Here is a 15,821-nt window from a genome sequence, read left to right as displayed (position 1 = left end):
CTTTAAATTTTATACGTAATTACGTTACGGATACGTAAAAAGGATTGCCGCGAAGAGTAAGCCTCTGAGGTCTTGGGAGAGCCCCGCCGTGACTGCCGTCCATGCACTTAACGTGGTACAAAACAGCGTGTCTTGCCATTACGAATGACAAGACCTTTGAAGCCGACAGGGAGAGTTTTCGATGCCGCCTAACCGGGTCGATATCGCCATCGTGGGAGGTGGACTGGTGGGTGCCAGCCTGGCATGTGCCCTGGCGCCGTTGATCGAGCGCCATGGGCTGCGTGTGGCGGTGATCGAGGCCGCGCCGTTGAATGCAACGCAGCTGACGACTTTCCAGCCCAGTTTCGATGCGCGCGCCAGCGCCATCGCGCAAGGCTCGCGCCGGCATTTCGAGCGGCTCGGGGTGTGGGCGTCAATGGCCGAGCGCGCCACGCCGATTCGCCAGATCCACGTCAGCGAACGCGGGCGCTTCGGGGCGACGCGGCTGACGGCCGACGAGTTCCATCTCGACGCCCTGGGTTACGTGATTCCCAACGCCTGGATGGGGCGCGTGCTGCACGCTAGCCTCGAATCGTTGCCGCTGACCTGGCACTGCCCGGCGCGCGTCGAGGACATCGTGCCCATCGCCGACGGCCACCGCCTGACGCTCAGCGACGGCGCCTGCCTCGAGGCCGGCTTGACGGTGCTCGCCGATGGCGGCCGCTCGGGGCTCAAGGAGCGCCTGGGCATCGCCAGCCAAGCTCAGTCCTATGAACAGCACGCCTTGATTGCCAACGTCGAGATCGGTCGCGACCATGCCGGCGTGGCGTTTGAGCGCTTCTCGACTCATGGCCCGATGGCGCTACTACCCCTGGCCGGGCGCCGCATGGCGCTGGTCTGGACGCACGCCAAGGTGTCGCGCGAGGAGACGCTGGGCTGGAGTGACGACGAGTGCTTGAGACGGCTGCAAGAAGCCTTCGGTGATCGTCTGGGGCGCTTTCGGCGCATCGGGAAACGTGACGCCTATCCGCTGTCGCTGGTCACCGCCCAGGAACCGGTGCGCCCGCATCTGGCGATCATGGGCAATGCGGCCCACTCGCTGCATCCGGTGGCCGGGCAGGGTTTCAATCTTGCCTTGCGTGGCGTCATGGATCTGGTCACGGCGCTGGAAACCGGACTGGCGCGTGGTCAGGCCATCGGCGGTGCGAGCCTGCTGGGCGACTTCGAGGACCGTCGCGCCGCCGACCGGCGTAACGTCATCCGCTTCAGCGATGGTCTGATTCGCCTGTTCGGCATCGAGCACGCTGCGTTTTCCCACCTGCGCGCCGCAGGCCTTGTGGGACTCAATATCGTGAGTCCACTGCGACGCACCCTGGCGCGCCGCGCCATGGGGCTGGAGCGATGAAGGCCAATAAGGAAACCAGCATGGATGAGACAACACACGATGAAGTGATCGTCGTCGGCGGCGGCATGGTGGGCAGCGCCCTGGCGGCGCTGCTCGGTGAGGCCGGCATCTCGGTGACGGTGCTCGACGCCCGTTCCACGCCGTTGACGCGTGACGACGTTGGCTACGGCTTGCCCGCGCCACGGGTCAGCGCCCTGACGCCCGTATCGCAACGCCTGTTGACGCATCTCGGCGTCTGGCCATGGATCGCCGAGCGGCGCGTGTCGCCTTACCAAGGCATGTGCGTCTGGGATGGCGAAGGCAGCGGCGAGATCGCTTTTGCGGCGGCGGATATCGGCCTTTACGAGCTCGGCCATATCGTCGAGAACGACGTCATCCTGGCCGCCCTGGAAGCGCGCCTCGAGGCCTTGCCGAGCGTTACCCAGCGCTTCGACGCACGCGTGACGGGGCTCACCCGCACGGCATACGCGCAGGAAGTCACCCTCGACGATGGCAGCCGCTGGACGGCGCCGCTGGTGGTCGCCGCCGACGGCGCACGCTCACCGCTTCGTCACCTGGCGGGTATTGACGTCAGCGAGCGCGAGACCGGCCATGTGGCGTTGGTCACCACGCTACGCTGCGAGCATGGCCATGGCGGCGTGGCGCGTCAGGTCTTCCTTCCCGACGGGCCGCTGGCCTTTCTGCCACTGCGCGTCGAGGAAGACGACCATCACTGCTCGATCGTCTGGTCGACTCGTCCCGAGCACGCCGAGCGCCTGCTGGCGTTAGCGCCGGATGCGTTCGCCCAGGCTCTGGGCGATGCCATGGAAGGCCGGCTGGGTAAGATCGAGGTGCTCGACGAGGTACACAACTTCCCGCTGACCCAGCGCCACGCCCGCGAATACACTGCACCAGGCTTGGCCCTGATCGGCGACGCCGCGCACAGCATCCACCCGCTGGCCGGCCAAGGCGTCAACCTCGGCTTTCTGGATGCGGCGGTGCTGGCGGAAGAAATCACCCACGCACGCCAACGTGGCGTAGCGCTCGGCGACGCCCGCACGCTGGCGCGTTACGCCCGCCGCCGGCGCGGTGACAACGCCGCCATGCTGGCACTGATGGACGGCTTTCGCCTCTTATTCGGCGCCAAGCACCCTGCATTACGATTGATACGTAACGTCGGCCTCTCCAGTACAGACAAGCTCATGCCTCTCAAGCGCACCATGATCCGCCAAGCCGCCGGCGAACGTGGCGAACTGCCTGCCGTGTGTCGTTAAGATAAGCGTTGGGCCGGTCATATGCCTAGTTTAGCGATCATGAAAAGCGTTTGGTCGGTGCGTTGTCAGGCATGCCGAGCAGCACCGCAAGGGCCTGCGGGTCAAGAAGCTTGTGGCAGCGTGCAGCCGCACCTAACCTGCCCGATATCTCCAAAGAAAAGGTGTCATTCGCGAAGGTCCTTCTTTCTCTCATGAACCGTGCGCTTGGACAACGGATCAGATACCCATGGAGGTGAGTTCATGACGAAACGCAATCATCAGGGCGTCACGCTTGAATGCGTGCAGGGTGATATCGCGCGCCAGCCGGATATGGACGCCATCGTGAACGCGGCGAATGCGGCGTTGCGTATTGGCGGCGGTGTGGCGGGGGCGATTCATCGTGGCGCCGGGCCGGAGCTGGAGCGGGAATGCCAGCCGCTGGCGCCCCTTCAGTCGGGGCAAGCGGTGATCACCGGTGCTTATAACTTGCCCAATCGCTCGGTGGTGCATTGTTTGGGCCCGGTGTATGGCGTGGACGAGCCCGCTGAGCCGCTGCTGGCGGCCTGTTATCGCAACGCGCTCGAACTGGCCGAGCAACATGGGCTTACCTCCATCGCCTTTCCAGCGATCTCGACCGGGGCCTTCGGATATCCGCTAGAAGCGGCGACGCAGGTGGCATTCAAGACGCTTATAGAGACGCTGCCCCAGCTCTCTTCGGTCAAGCATATCCGGTTTGTGCTGTTTCAGGAGGCGGATGTCCGCGTCCATGAAGAGGTTCTTGAGCGCTCGCTCAGTCTTGATCAGTAATGGTAGCGAAGCTGGGCGATGAAGAGAGCGTCGTCCGTGACCTTATAGACCATGCGGTCTTCTTCGTTGATTCGGCGCGACCAGTAACCTGCCAGGCTGTGCTTCAGGGGTTCAGGTTTGCCGATACCTTCAAAGGGTTCCCGCTTGATTTCCTTGATCAACTTATTGATTCGGTTAAGGACTTTCTTGTCGGTCTTGTGCCAGTACAGATAGTCCTCCCATGCATTTTCGGAGAAGATGAGCTTCATTCAAGAAGCTCCTTCTCCTCCCCGTCGCCTTGCTCCAGTTCGGCAACGGATTCCATCAGGCGGCGGGCGTTCTTGGGCGCGCGGAGAAGGTAAGCTGTCTCCTGCAGTGCCTCGTAGTCGTCGAGAGAGACCATGACCACTGATTGTGACTTCCCCCGGGTAATGATCACCGGCGAATGATCTTCACAAACCCGTTCCATGGTCTTTGCTAAGTTGGTTCTGGCGGCTGTGTAGCTGATGGCATCCATAGAAGCTCCTGTACATTATTCTGTCCATGTACATTATATGGTACATGCGTTAGTGTTGGCAATCGGCTACTTTCCCGCTCTCCGACGACACCCAAGACATACCCGCTTGAAACCCGGATAATGGCCGGCAATTCGCCCCCAGGGCGCACCCGACACCAACCCGGTTTTTGTACATGGAAATCAAGGTCAACTTTCTCGAAAATCTGCGGCTGGCGGCCAAGTTCGACGATTTCACCGTCGAGACCGATCAGCCCATTCGCTACAAGGGCGACGGCTCGGCGCCGAGTCCGTTCGACTACTTCCTGGCCTCGTCGGCGTTGTGTGCGGCCTATTTCGTGCGCTTGTACTGCAACGCGCGGGACATCCCCACCGAGAACATCCGGTTGTCGCAGAACAACATCGTCGACCCCGAGAACCGCTACAACCAGATCTTCAAGATCCAGGTGGAGCTGCCGGAAGACCTTTCCGAGAAAGACCGCACCGGCATCCTGCGCGCGGCGGAGCGGTGCAGTGTCAAGCGCGTGATCCAGAACGCGCCCGAGTTCCAGATCGAGACGGTCGAGAACATCGACGAGGATGCCCAGGCGCTGTTGATGGGCACGAATGCCAAGGACGACGACGCAGGCGGCGAAACCTGGATCGAGGGCAAGGACCTGCCGCTGGAGCGCACCATCGCCAATATGACCCAGATCCTCGAGGACCTGGGCATGAAGATCGAGATCGCCTCGTGGCGCAATATCGTGCCCAATGTCTGGTCGCTGCATCTGCGCGACGCAGCCTCGCCGATGTGCTTCACCAACGGCAAGGGCGCGACCAAGGAAGCCGCACTCTGCTCGGCGCTGGGCGAGTTCATCGAGCGCCTGAGCTGCAACTTCTTCTACAACGATCAGTTCTTCGGCGAGGAGATCGCCGATAGCGCCTTCGTCCACTACCCCAGCGAGCGCTGGTTCCCGCTGGAAGACGACGACGCGCTGCCTGCGGGCATCCTCGACGATCATTGCCGGGCGATCTTCGACCCGGACGGCGAGCTGCGCGGCTCGCACCTGATCGACACCAACTCCGGGCGCACGGATCGCGGCATCGTCGCGCTGCCCTTCAAGCGCCGCTCCGATGGCGAGATGGTGTACTTTCCCTCCAACTTGATCGAGAACCTTTACCTCAGCAACGGTATGAGTGCCGGCAACACGCTCGCCGAAGCCGAGGTGCAGTGCCTCTCCGAGATCTTTGAGCGCGCGGTGAAGAAGGAAATCATCGAGCAGGAAATCGTCCTGCCCGACGTGCCGGAGGAGGTGCTGGCCAAGTACCCCGGCATTCAGGAAGGCATCGCCGCGCTGGAAGCCCAGGGCTTTCCGGTGCTGGTCAAGGACGCCTCGCTCGGCGGCCGCTACCCGGTGATGTGCGTGACCCTGATGAACCCGCGCACCGGCGGAGTGTTCGCCTCCTTCGGCGCGCACCCGAGCTTTCAGGTCGCGTTGGAGCGCAGCCTCACCGAACTGCTCCAGGGGCGCAGCTTCGAGGGCCTGAACGATCTGCCGCAGCCGACCTTCAGCTCGCTGGCGGTCTCCGAGCCCAACAACTTCGTCGAGCACTTCATCGACTCCTCCGGGGTGATTTCCTGGCGCTTCTTCAGCGATAGCACGGATATCGACTTCCACGAATGGGACTTCGCCGGCACCACCGCGGAAGAAGCCGAGCGCCTCTACGGACTGCTCGCCGAGCAGGGCCTGGAAGCCTACGTGATGGAGCATGAAGATCTCGGCGCACCGGTATGTCGCATCCTGGTACCGGGCTATTCCGAGGTGTACCCGGTCGAGGACCTGGTGTGGGACAACACCAACATGGCGCTGGAATTCCGCGCGGACATCCTCAACCTGCATTCGCTCGAGGATGAGCGCCTGGCCGACCTGCTCGAACGTCTGGAAGAAAGTCAGCTCGACGACCACATCAAGGTCGGCACGCTGATCGGCATCGAGTTCGACGACAACACGGTGTGGAGCGAACTGACCATCCTCGAGCTCAAGCTGCTGATCGAGCTCGCCCTAGGCGAGTACGAAGCCGCGCTGGAGCACGTCCAGATGTTCCTGCAGTTCAACGACAACACCGTGCAGCGCGGCCTGTTTCACCAGGCCATGCAAGCGGTGCTAGAGATCGCCCTGGACGACGACCTCGACTTCAACGACTACCACCGCAACCTCACGCGGATGTTCGGCGAAGAGACTATGCGCCAAGTGATCGGCGCGGTGAACGACGAGATACGCTTCCCCGGGCTGACACCCACCAGCATGGGGCTGGAAGGCATAGACCGCCACCAGCGCCTGATCGAAAGCTACAAGAAGCTGCACGCCGCGCGCGCCGCCAAAGCCGGCATCGCCACCGCGTAAATTGCGCCTCCCCACCCTCTCCGTCATCGCCGCTCACGGCGCGCCCCGACGGAGAGGGCATTCACCCCCGCCTAATGCGTTAACACCAGGGCCCCACCTCTACGACCAACCGCCGCTTTGCATCCATCATCACACTTGCATACTCTGAATCACTAAAGCTGCTTAGACGGCCAGGCTGAAGAATGACAACGACGCAACGCAGGGACTACCGCATGGGATGACAAGGGCGCATCACCGCTTGCAGGGTAGGGGCGGTAGCGTGCCCGGCCCGTGACTCGCCGCTTTTCTCCTCCAGACGCTGGCCCTGATGAAACGCGCAAGCACGCGAATTCTGCATAGATTGCCGAATTATGATTGGCATTGTTTAAAATCAGTGATTTAAGTGCGACATGGCAGGCTAGATAAGATTTATTGAACGCGCGGGCTCGTTCAAGTGACAAAACGAGCGCGCTACCTAATACCTGTTAGGGAGTATAAGAAATGTCGTACAGGTTTCGTATCGTCGCCGGAAGCATGGAAGTTCGTGACGCCATACTCAATAATGATTTAGAAGGCTTACAAGTTTCTCCTGCAGGTATTGATGACTGGGAATCGAAACCTGCTCCCGAGCTTTCCTATGATGATGCGGCAGAAATTCTTCAATTCATAGTTGATATAACTTATGACATTGATGTCGCTCTGTTCACAACATGGATTTATGATATTGCTTCTAAACGCAGTCGCAGAAAAACAACAATTAACGGACACGAAATACCAGAAGATCAAGCCGAGTTGGCTGCTTTGCTTGTTTCACTAATGGAGAATCAGAATGAAAGTGGCGCCGGTGAAACTGTGGAAGCGAAATCAAATGAGAGCAGTTCTGATGAGTCGTAAATCAGAGAATTCCCTGAAATATCGCTGCAGTTGACCGGTCAAAGCGCTGCCGCGCTTCGGCCGGCAACTGACTTAGGCGTTACAAAGCAAGGGAGAGCGAGCAAAAATGATCGCCAGAGAATGGAAATGTTTGGTGCCGGAAGACCTCAGAGAGGAGTTCACGACCTATCTGTATGAAACTGGTGTCAAGGATTCGTCGGCAACACTCGGCTTTCTCGGCGCTCAGATATTCCGTCGCTCTCTGGCAGACAAGGTCGAACTCACGCTCATCACCTATTGGGACAATCTGGAATCAATCAAAGCTTTTGCTGGCAACGATATTTCGCAGGCATGGTTATACCCAGAAGACGAGGTTTACGAGCTTGAGGCTGACCTTTCAGTACAGCATTATGAGGCCATCGAACATCAGTTTTCGCCAGAGCCGCGTAGGTAGATGGGTGCGCTTGCTTTGTAACCAAGCCAGCCACGGCGACGGCTTTTTCATTGCGGCTTCGCCTCCATTACAAAGCCGCGCGTGCTGAGCGTCATTGGGCAGCTATTTCCCAGAAGAGTTTATCTATAAAAATCGAAACGCGACGCTTCGCCGGATTCGAGTTCTGGAGCGTTGGAAGCTCGGAGGTTCAGCGGAACACCGGTGGATCCTTGGACGAGTACTTACACACGCTCCGGGAAGGTGTTCGTCCGAACCGGTACTCCGCTGGACCCTTCTGCCGGCTCGGACTACCCAGTGCCCCGAATGCAGCAGCCGATATGTGCGCAATCACCATCGGGGATGAGCTTCAATACATCGGCGAAGCGGTCGATCTTGCCCAGCGGTTCGGGCCATTGGCGTTGACATTTGTGCGCATCCAGACCGACATAAGCGGTATGGAGTAGTGATTGCTCTGGTTCAACGGCAGCGCCAACGGTGTTAATTGACGTGGATTCAGCGTTAAACTTGGTCGTGACCTGTCCTCCTCAATGTAGCTCTGTCCAAGTGTTGTTTACCCATCCCCAACGATAACCCATGATCGTTGAGAACGGGCAGGTCAAAATATCATGTCTAGGAAAGACACTCCCAAAAGAAGCGTTCTGTATTGAGGGTAGAAGCGCCATGTCAGAACAAGATATCGTAGTCATGCAAGAATTTCTGCAGATTCTGAATCAAAATTTGTTGCCTTTTATATCGATTTTAATGACTGTATTTGCTACTTTGTTTATTTATTTGAATTATAAAATAAATAAAAGAAGGTTTCGGCTAGATGTTCACAACAAGAAACTTGGTATCTATACATCATCTGTCGATTACTACCTCAGCTTTATGTATGATCAAGAAGTTGACAATGAAGTTAACAAGAGTTTTGTTAAAGCTTACAGAGAGTCTCGTTTTCTTTTTGGCCAAGACTCAGATGTATACCAGCACTTAACAGAACTGAAGAATTCTATATCCGAGAACCCGAATACAAGGAAAATGGACCCAGAAGAAGCTTTGTCTTCCTTAGAAGAAATACTTCATAATTCTCATCGTTACATTGGCGTATAGGGATTGCATCATGAAGTTAGTCTTAATTACCTTCTTGATTTTTTTAACTCTGTCACTTCCTGTATCTGCGCAGGAGGGGAACTGGTCCGAATATTCCGCTAGCGGAGGGTTTGTTAACAAGCCTGAGGATGGAGGAGATATTCGCCTCGTCATCATGGAGAATGCAGCCAAACAGATAATATTTAGCGTTTCTAATTCAATTGCTGAATACTGTTCTCCCGATGAAAATGTTTTAAAGGGAATGGGAGCTCTTGAGATCAATGGCAGAATGGTTCCCGTCAGGTTATGGTGCAAAGAAGGTAGTGACTTTTATATACCTTATCGCCGCGATGATAAAGTGAGATTGTTTTCAAAGGTGGTTCAAGAAAAGAAAATAACAGTTACCTTTAAAGGTGAAAGAACGGTCCTGTTTTATACGACTGGAGGCAAGGAGGCTTTGAACAAAATCAAAGGGGATAGATTTGATGCGTTCTATTAGTTTTGAGATGGTGGATTCGCTGGGACAGGCATTCCTAAAAAAGAGTAAGCGCCAATAAACCAGTACCCACATCACCAGTGCTGAGATTGCCCAGAATAAAGGATAGTCATAAATTAATCGGTACTTTCGTTAAAGTGAAAAGTAACCGGCCATATTATCGCTTCTAGCGCAGTTTTCTGCCAAGCTAATGAAGCACAGCACCAAGCAAGAGGGTCTTGCGGTCGTACTTATCTGGCAGTGGTTCTGCTTGCGCTCCGAAAATCAAGTATAGCGAGTTTAGCATTCTACCACCATAATACACGGCTGCACCGGACAAATTTTCGCTGTCACCATTTTTGTAAAAACAAGCATAAATTTGCTCGGTGAGCTGGGCTTTATATTCCACAAGATGGAGATGCATGCCACTATGGAAATTAGAAAGATGTCGCAGGCTGATCTCATGGACATTTCTCGTATTCAGCGTGAGTGTTATAGCGAGTATCTTCTCGAATCTGTTGATCCGTTTTCTGCAAAGCTGTCTGCTAATTCGGATTTCAGTTTTATCGCGATGCAGAATGACATGCTAGTAGGCTATGTGGTGGCTTTGCCATGGATGTATGGTGAAATGCTTGACGTGGATGGTGTTGATTAGTCTGTTCCGGTAGATGCGGATAGCCTTTGTATCCACGACATCGCGGTGAGCCGTAACGCACGCAATGGCGGTACTGCGAAATGTTTGCTGAACGCAGTATTGGAGTCCGCAACATCAAGGGATATAACCGGTTGTTTCTGGTAGCTATCCAGGGGCGTAATCTTACTGGAAGCGTCAAGGGTTTGAAGTTGTGAAGGTGAATGAGAAGCTAAGGGATCGTCTTTTGGCTTATGGGGAGGATGCAGAATCTATGACTAGATCCTATGAATAGGTATAACCAAGCCATTCACTGGATGTCGAGCCCTCCGGCTTGCTCAGGCTTAACCATCGGTGATGGTCGGAGTTAGGGAGACTAAATGAAACCCATTTTCCGGCAAGCGAATGACAAATATTTTGTCGAGCAACTGACTCGACGGAATATGGAAACTTATTACAAAAAACTCGGAATTAGATGGGATAAGAAAGCATTCGATAAGAACTGGTGCGAATTTGAGAGCTACGAAATAGTCATAAATGACTGCCAAGTTGGAGTGCTTCGGTTGAGTCATGATAATGCGGCATACTATATTCGTGACCTTCAAATCAAGCCTAGCTGGCAACGTCAAGGGGTGGGGGTAAAGGCGATAGATCATACATTTGAGCTGGCCCAACAAGCGGGGTTTCAACTACTTCGGCTTCGTGTGTTTTGCGAGAACCCGGCAGTAAATTTATATAAACGAAGGGGATTCAGGATTTACAAAACTGAAGGTGGTACTCACTATATGGAGCGGGAGGTTTAGTTTTCCTGACCAGTGCATGCAAGTGACAACCTGCCGTCGTGCCTCTGCTGCAACCGCTATGCAGAAAATCTGAGGGTAAAAAAATGAGCTGTATTTTTTGCGAGATCGTGGCAGGTAACGTGCCATGCCACAAGATTTGGGAGGACGGTGATCATTTGGCGTTTCTTTCTATTTACCCCAATACGCCTGGTTTCTCAGTGGTCATACCGAAGTGCCATTTTCCAAGCTATTTGTTCGCTCAAGATGATGAAGTTGTGACAGCATTGGTGCTGGCTTCAAAGCGTGTAGCGCTGCTACTCGATGAAAAATTGGATGGTGTTGCGCGTACGGGAATGATGTTCGAGGGTTACGGAGTGGATCATCTGCACGCAAAATTATTCCCTATGCACGGTACAGGCAAAGACTCTGAATTTAAAGCTGTGGCGTCTAGCGTTGAAAAATACTTCGATCATTATGAAGGTTATATTTCGTCTCATGATTATAAGCGTGAGGATGATAGTGTCTTGTCGGAACTCGCGGCTAAAATCAGGTGTTAGGTGACTATATGATAAAGGAAATAGCGATGAGAAATTTTTCACCATGGCTTCATGTTTACTGCAAAATCGTGCGTATTGAGGGCGTCGGACCGACAGGCGCTCACTGAAGGAATTACCGATGATCGTTCCTTTGTTTCTTGATACCAAGGATTGTCGGCATTTTCCACAAGATGCCCGCCAGGTTATTGAAGAGGTGTGTGCTGATGCTGAACCGGAGATTCGTTCTTTCCTCGGCGACTTAAATAAAGATATTGAGTTGGCCTGTCAGACGGGGCCTTTCGTTATCCCGGAAACGGGAGAGATGGGCATGGCAATCGCACCAGGCCGCGTGGGGTGGACCGTTGATGCGAGATTGCCGGTGGGTGTAGCTGCTGTCGCCCGTACTCAGCTGCGTTTCACTTTGTTTCATGAGCTTCATCATTTGGTAAGAGGATGGGTCATGTATGGCGGCGCGGTGCGCACCTCCTTTATGGAGGGAGTCGTCAGCGAGGGCCTTGCGACCGTATTTGAGCGAGATTTTGGGGGCCGTGAGACGCCCTGGGGGCAATATCCTGACGAGATCGCGCAATGGGTGGCTGAGTTGCTAGAGCTGCCGATGTCGGCGTCTTACGAGCATTGGATGTTCCAGCATCCGGATGGGCGGCGTTGGGTTGGTTACCGTGCAGGAACCTACATTGTAGACCAAGCTATCTTGGCGTCTGGGTTATCGGCTGCCGACTTGGCTCTTGTTACAAGCGACGAGATAATAAGAATGTCAGGTATCCGCTAGCATTAATACGAGAATACCGAGCAATACAATGCACGCGCTAAGTGCAAGCGCTTTGAGTGAGATCGACCTGCCAAGGAGGCCGAAATGACGTTTCGTATATTAAGTTGGTTGGCCGCTGCCGCACTGAGTTGCTCGGTGGGTGTTACCAACGCGCAGCAACAGACAAAGACGACGACCGCGCTGCCGGATGAGGTGATCGCGCAAATGAGCGATACCTGTGCGCCGCCAACCGATGACTCACGCGGCCTGGTGCCGCAGCACTATTCGCTCGACGATGCAAGAAGCGGCGATCTGTGGCTTGCGGTGTGCAACGTCGGCGCTTATCAAACGACGTATGAGGTGATCTATCAGGCCGATGATGCTGCGCCGCGCAAACTGCTCTTCGCTCAGTGGCGTAACGGCAGCTGGACGGGCACCGACGTACTGTATGACCCGAGTTTTGATCCGGACACCGGTGTGCTGACCGACCAGTACAAGGACCGCGGCGCCGGAGGTTGTGGCGGCGAGCGCACGTGGCAGTGGGAAAACGGCTACTTCCGGCTGACCGAGTATCGCGCCGCTGAGGCGTGCAACCATAACGTCAGCGAACTCCCTGTCATTTTTGAAGCCGAGTAAAGCTTTGCATTATTAGTGAGAGATTAAAAATTCAATAGCAAGCTTCTGATGCCCCCACGCTATCCTGGATAATGCGTCATCAATGATTCGGGCCTCGACATGCAAGAGGGAACCAACGATGCCGAAAAAAGATGAACATAACTACTCCGCTACCGTCGTCTGGACTGGTAACTCAGGCGAAGGCACAAAGAACTATCGTGCTTTCTCGCGCGATCATGAAATAAGCTGCGGTGAGAAACCAACAATAGCTGGGTCGGCGGATCCCGCATTTCTGGGCGATGCGTCACGCTATAATCCGGAGGAGCTTTTGCTTAGCTCGCTTTCTGCTTGCCATATGCTCTGGTATCTACATCTGTGCGCTGACGCTGGCATCACGGTATCCAGTTACGAGGACAATGCCGAAGGCCGCATGATTGAGACAAAAAGCGGTGGCGGTCATTTCGATAGCGTGACACTCAAACCCAGTGTACGCATTGGCAAAGAAGACGATAGTGAGCTGGCGACGTCTCTTCACGAGAAAGCGCATTCGCTCTGTTTTATTGCAAATTCGGTGAATTTTGAGGTCGCATGTGAGCCCGAAATTCTCCGGGGTTAACTGAAGGCCTGGTCGTTCGCTGCGCGTGCAAGGTGCGGCTTGGGTGGTGTGGTTCAATCGCGGCCTTGGTGCCTCGTTGGTTGCTTTGGGGCGGATCTAGCCGTGAGTACCAAGAGACATGAGGGGTGGAATACCGCCGTATGCTCGGTTCCTTGGCGGCAGAGTTGGATAGCAAGCGGGTTGGTATTGCCCTGTGCCTGAGAGCGGGAGCTTCCTCGCGTGAGTGGGTAGCCCACACGAGGATAGTGTGTCGGTGGCTCAAACGAGCTTCCCCGGATTCATGATGCCGAGCGGGTCGAGGGTGGTCTTGATGGTGCGCATCACCGCCCAGCCTTCGCCGTGCTCGGCGTCCATGTAGGTGCGTTTACCGGTGCCGATACCGTGCTCGCCGGTGCAGGTTCCACCGGCGGCGAGCGCGCGTTCGATAAGACGCTGATTGAACGCGTCGAGGATTGCTAGTTCTTCTTCGCTTTCACGATCTACCGCGATGACTAGATGAAAATTGCCATCGCCGACATGGCCCAGCAGTGGCGCGATCAGGCCGCTGTCGGCGACGTCTTTCTGCGTCTCTTCAATACATTCGGCCAGCTGCGAGATCGGTACGCAGATATCGGTGGCCAGAAACTCCATCCCCGGGCGCAGTGCCTTGGCCGCATAGGCGGCGTCATGGCGCGCCTGCCACAGTTGTTGCCGATCCTCTTCCTGAGTCGCCCAGGCGAAGTGACTGCCACCGAACTCCTGGCACAGCTCGGCCATCGTCTCGGCCTGCTCTTTGACGCCGGCGTGAGTGCCGTGGAATTCCAGAAACAACGTTGGCTTCTCGGCGTAGTCGAGCTGTGAGAAGTCGTTGACCGCGCGCATGGCCAGCGCGTCCATCAGTTCGATGCGCGCCATGGGGATGCCGTACTGGATCGAGGCGATCACTGCATTGACCGCGCCGGTGACATCTTCGAACGCTACCGTCGCCGATGAGATCGCCTCCGGTAGCCCATGCAGTTTGACGTTGAGTTCGGTGATGATGCCAAGCGTGCCTTCGGCGCCGATCATTAGATGGGTGAGATCGTAGCCAGCGGCGGACTTGCGCGCGCGGGTTCCGGTCTCGACGATGCGGCCGTCCGGCATCACCACGGTCATCGACAGCACGTTCTCGCGAATCGTGCCGTAGCGCACGGTATTGGTGCCGCTGGCCCGAGTCGAGGCCATGCCGCCCATGCTGGCATCCGCACCTGGGTCGACGGAAAAGAAGAGCCCCGTTGCGCGCAGGTCAGTGTTGAGCTGGGTACGGGTTACGCCAGGCTGGACGGTGGCGTCCATGTCTTCCGGGCGTACCTCGATGATCGCATTCATGGCCGAAAGATCAATACACAGGCCGCCTTGATCGGCGATGATCTGACCTTCGATGGAGGTGCCGACGCCATAGGGGATGACCGGCACGTGATGCGCCGCGCAGGCGTTGACGACGGCAGATACTTCTTCCGTGGAATGCGGAAAACAGACCGCGTCCGGCGCAGCCGGATGATGCCAGGATTCATCGTGCCCGTGTTGCTCGCGAATGCCCGCTGCCGTGGTGATTCGCTTGCCGAGAACCGGCTCAAGCTCGTTCAACAGCGCTTGAAGCGTCGCGGCAGAAGGGCGCGAGGATTGTTCCACGGAGGATGTTGAGGTGGAGAGCATCAGAAGCACCTTGTATCAGCAAAGGGATCGACAGTGAGCAGGCTATTGATCCTTTCAGCATACCGCAAATGCGGTCCGGCAGCTTGCCTGTGAATAGCCTCAAGCCCCACAAGAACATAATCCCGGTGACACTGTGTCCAGAGGAGTCAGTAATGTCGGTGAGCATGGGTCGACGTCACTTCCTCATCCCAGCTCACGCCTTGGAACGGGAGTAAACGCTCAGCGCGGTCACCGTGGCGAGGATCAGCACCATCCCGACGATCTGAATGCTCACCAGGCTTTCGCCGAGGACCACGACGCCGAAGAGTGACGCGGTGACGGGTTCGACCATGGCGACGATGGAGGCGACGGCCGGGGCGGTGTGTTTCAGGCCGGCGATGTAGAAGATGAACGAGAGCCCGGCGCCGAGTATCCCCAGCGTGACGAACAGTGGCCAGTCCGGTGTATGCAGCACGTCCAGTGTTTGGCTGGTATCGCCCAGCCCAGCCAGGAGCACGGCGAGAACCGCGAAGGCAATCACCAAAATAGCCTGTGGGCTGCCGTACGGTGCGGCGTACTTGAAGCCGAAGATGAACATCGCGTAGGAGACCCCGGCTAGCAGCCCGGCGCCCACGCCGAGTAGCGTGACGCCCCCTGAGCTCACATCGTATAGGCGTGTTAGCAACACGATGCCGAGCATCACCACCACGATGGCAGCCCATTTTATCGGCGTGGCCTTTTCGAGCTTGAGCACGAACGAGAGCAGGTAGACGAAGATTGGCGCCGAGTACATCAATGTCGCCGCCACCGCGACGCTGCCCTGCGAGATACTGAGGAAGTAGAACGCGAAGTTGCCGGCGACGCCCAGGCCGGCCACCGCCGACCATCCCCACAGGCGGCGGTTGCGCAACCCGCTGTGGCGCGGGCGGATCGCCAACCAGCCGAGCACGAACAGCAGGCCGATGGCGCCCCGGTAGAACGAGACGACGAACGCATCCCAGTCGTCCGCCATGAGCAGGCCGCCGATGCCGCCCGATAAACCCCAGCAAAGTGAGGCGAGCACCACGAGT

18 protein-coding genes are annotated in these 15,821 nt (G+C 56.4%); 14 read left to right on the top strand and 4 right to left on the bottom strand.

Annotated features, from left to right (window positions below; all coding sequences use genetic code 11):
• Window positions 1-181 precede the first annotated feature (181 nt).
• The 3 genes from ubiH to OP496_RS14165 all read left to right on the top strand — a co-directional run bounded on the left by ubiH (window position 182) and on the right by OP496_RS14165 (window position 3,423).
• Entirely contained in the window at window positions 182-1,384 is a 1,203-nt protein-coding gene (gene ubiH, locus OP496_RS14175) for a 2-octaprenyl-6-methoxyphenyl hydroxylase (protein WP_280564361.1), read from the top strand.
• A 20-nt stretch (window positions 1,385-1,404) separates the two neighbouring features.
• Entirely contained in the window at window positions 1,405-2,637 is a 1,233-nt protein-coding gene (locus OP496_RS14170) for a UbiH/UbiF/VisC/COQ6 family ubiquinone biosynthesis hydroxylase (RefSeq protein WP_280564360.1), read from the top strand.
• Window positions 2,638-2,877: 240 nt separating this feature from the next.
• Window positions 2,878-3,423, top strand: a complete 546-nt coding sequence (locus OP496_RS14165; protein WP_280564359.1) for a macro domain-containing protein — start codon at window positions 2,878-2,880, stop codon at window positions 3,421-3,423.
• Here OP496_RS14165 and OP496_RS14160 read toward each other — a convergent pair.
• Both OP496_RS14160 and OP496_RS14155 read right to left on the bottom strand, forming a co-directional pair.
• The gene (locus tag OP496_RS14160; protein ID WP_280564358.1) at window positions 3,417-3,671 is read right to left on the bottom strand and encodes a Txe/YoeB family addiction module toxin; all 255 of its coding nucleotides are present in this window, start codon (window positions 3,669-3,671) and stop codon (window positions 3,417-3,419) included. The two genes, OP496_RS14165 and OP496_RS14160, sit on opposite strands and share 7 nt — an antisense overlap.
• Window positions 3,668-3,919 carry a type II toxin-antitoxin system prevent-host-death family antitoxin gene (locus tag OP496_RS14155; RefSeq protein WP_280564357.1) on the bottom strand — a complete coding sequence of 84 codons (252 nt, stop codon included), beginning with the start codon at window positions 3,917-3,919 and terminating at the stop codon, window positions 3,668-3,670. The genes OP496_RS14160 and OP496_RS14155 overlap by 4 nt, the downstream gene beginning before the upstream one ends.
• A 173-nt stretch (window positions 3,920-4,092) precedes the next feature.
• Between OP496_RS14155 and OP496_RS14150 the strand changes: the two genes are divergently transcribed.
• From OP496_RS14150 to OP496_RS14100, 11 genes are all read left to right on the top strand, one after another.
• Window positions 4,093-6,300, top strand: a complete 2,208-nt coding sequence (locus OP496_RS14150) for an OsmC domain/YcaO domain-containing protein (protein ID WP_280564356.1) — start codon at window positions 4,093-4,095, stop codon at window positions 6,298-6,300.
• Between the two features lie 513 nt (window positions 6,301-6,813).
• A complete protein-coding gene (locus OP496_RS14145; protein ID WP_280564355.1) occupies window positions 6,814-7,173 on the top strand; it encodes a hypothetical protein in 360 nt (119 codons plus the stop codon).
• A 106-nt stretch (window positions 7,174-7,279) separates the two neighbouring features.
• Window positions 7,280-7,606 (top strand): antibiotic biosynthesis monooxygenase, encoded by a 327-nt coding sequence (locus OP496_RS14140; protein ID WP_280564354.1) that lies wholly within the window; start codon window positions 7,280-7,282, stop codon window positions 7,604-7,606.
• A 573-nt stretch (window positions 7,607-8,179) separates the two neighbouring features.
• Entirely contained in the window at window positions 8,180-8,695 is a 516-nt protein-coding gene (locus tag OP496_RS14135) for a hypothetical protein (RefSeq protein ID WP_280564353.1), read from the top strand.
• A 10-nt stretch (window positions 8,696-8,705) separates the two neighbouring features.
• Window positions 8,706-9,173: a hypothetical protein gene (locus OP496_RS14130; protein WP_280564351.1), complete on the top strand. Its 468-nt coding sequence runs from the start codon at window positions 8,706-8,708 to the stop codon at window positions 9,171-9,173.
• Between the two features lie 439 nt (window positions 9,174-9,612).
• Window positions 9,613-9,804, top strand: a complete 192-nt coding sequence (locus OP496_RS14125; protein WP_280564350.1) for a hypothetical protein — start codon at window positions 9,613-9,615, stop codon at window positions 9,802-9,804.
• A 356-nt stretch (window positions 9,805-10,160) separates the two neighbouring features.
• Complete coding sequence (locus OP496_RS14120) at window positions 10,161-10,583, top strand: GNAT family N-acetyltransferase (protein WP_280564348.1); 423 nt, start codon at window positions 10,161-10,163, stop codon at window positions 10,581-10,583.
• 38 nt (window positions 10,584-10,621) lie between these two features.
• A complete protein-coding gene (locus OP496_RS14115; RefSeq protein ID WP_280564347.1) occupies window positions 10,622-11,119 on the top strand; it encodes an HIT family protein in 498 nt (165 codons plus the stop codon).
• 118 nt (window positions 11,120-11,237) lie between these two features.
• On the top strand, window positions 11,238-11,888 hold the full coding sequence (locus OP496_RS14110; protein WP_280564346.1) for a DUF2268 domain-containing putative Zn-dependent protease: 651 nt from the start codon (window positions 11,238-11,240) through the stop codon (window positions 11,886-11,888).
• A gap of 84 nt (window positions 11,889-11,972) precedes the next feature.
• Window positions 11,973-12,503: a DUF1176 domain-containing protein gene (locus tag OP496_RS14105; protein ID WP_280564345.1), complete on the top strand. Its 531-nt coding sequence runs from the start codon at window positions 11,973-11,975 to the stop codon at window positions 12,501-12,503.
• Between the two features lie 118 nt (window positions 12,504-12,621).
• A complete protein-coding gene (locus tag OP496_RS14100; protein WP_280564344.1) occupies window positions 12,622-13,098 on the top strand; it encodes an OsmC family protein in 477 nt (158 codons plus the stop codon).
• A gap of 258 nt (window positions 13,099-13,356) precedes the next feature.
• Here the strand turns inward: OP496_RS14100 and OP496_RS14095 are convergent, their stop codons facing one another.
• Window positions 13,357-14,772, bottom strand: coding sequence for an FAD-linked oxidase C-terminal domain-containing protein (locus OP496_RS14095; protein ID WP_280564343.1), 1,416 nt, complete (start codon window positions 14,770-14,772; stop codon window positions 13,357-13,359).
• Between the two features lie 193 nt (window positions 14,773-14,965).
• Window positions 14,966-15,821 (bottom strand): DMT family transporter (locus OP496_RS14090; protein ID WP_348522012.1); only part of this gene is annotated, 856 nt, incomplete at its 5' end.

The sequence above is a fragment of the Chromohalobacter sp. 48-RD10 genome (genome assembly GCF_029889785.1).
Classification (GTDB): domain Bacteria; phylum Pseudomonadota; class Gammaproteobacteria; order Pseudomonadales; family Halomonadaceae; genus Chromohalobacter.
The sequence above is the reverse complement of the archived record's forward strand: the minus strand, read 5'-3'. Positions and strand labels throughout refer to the sequence as shown.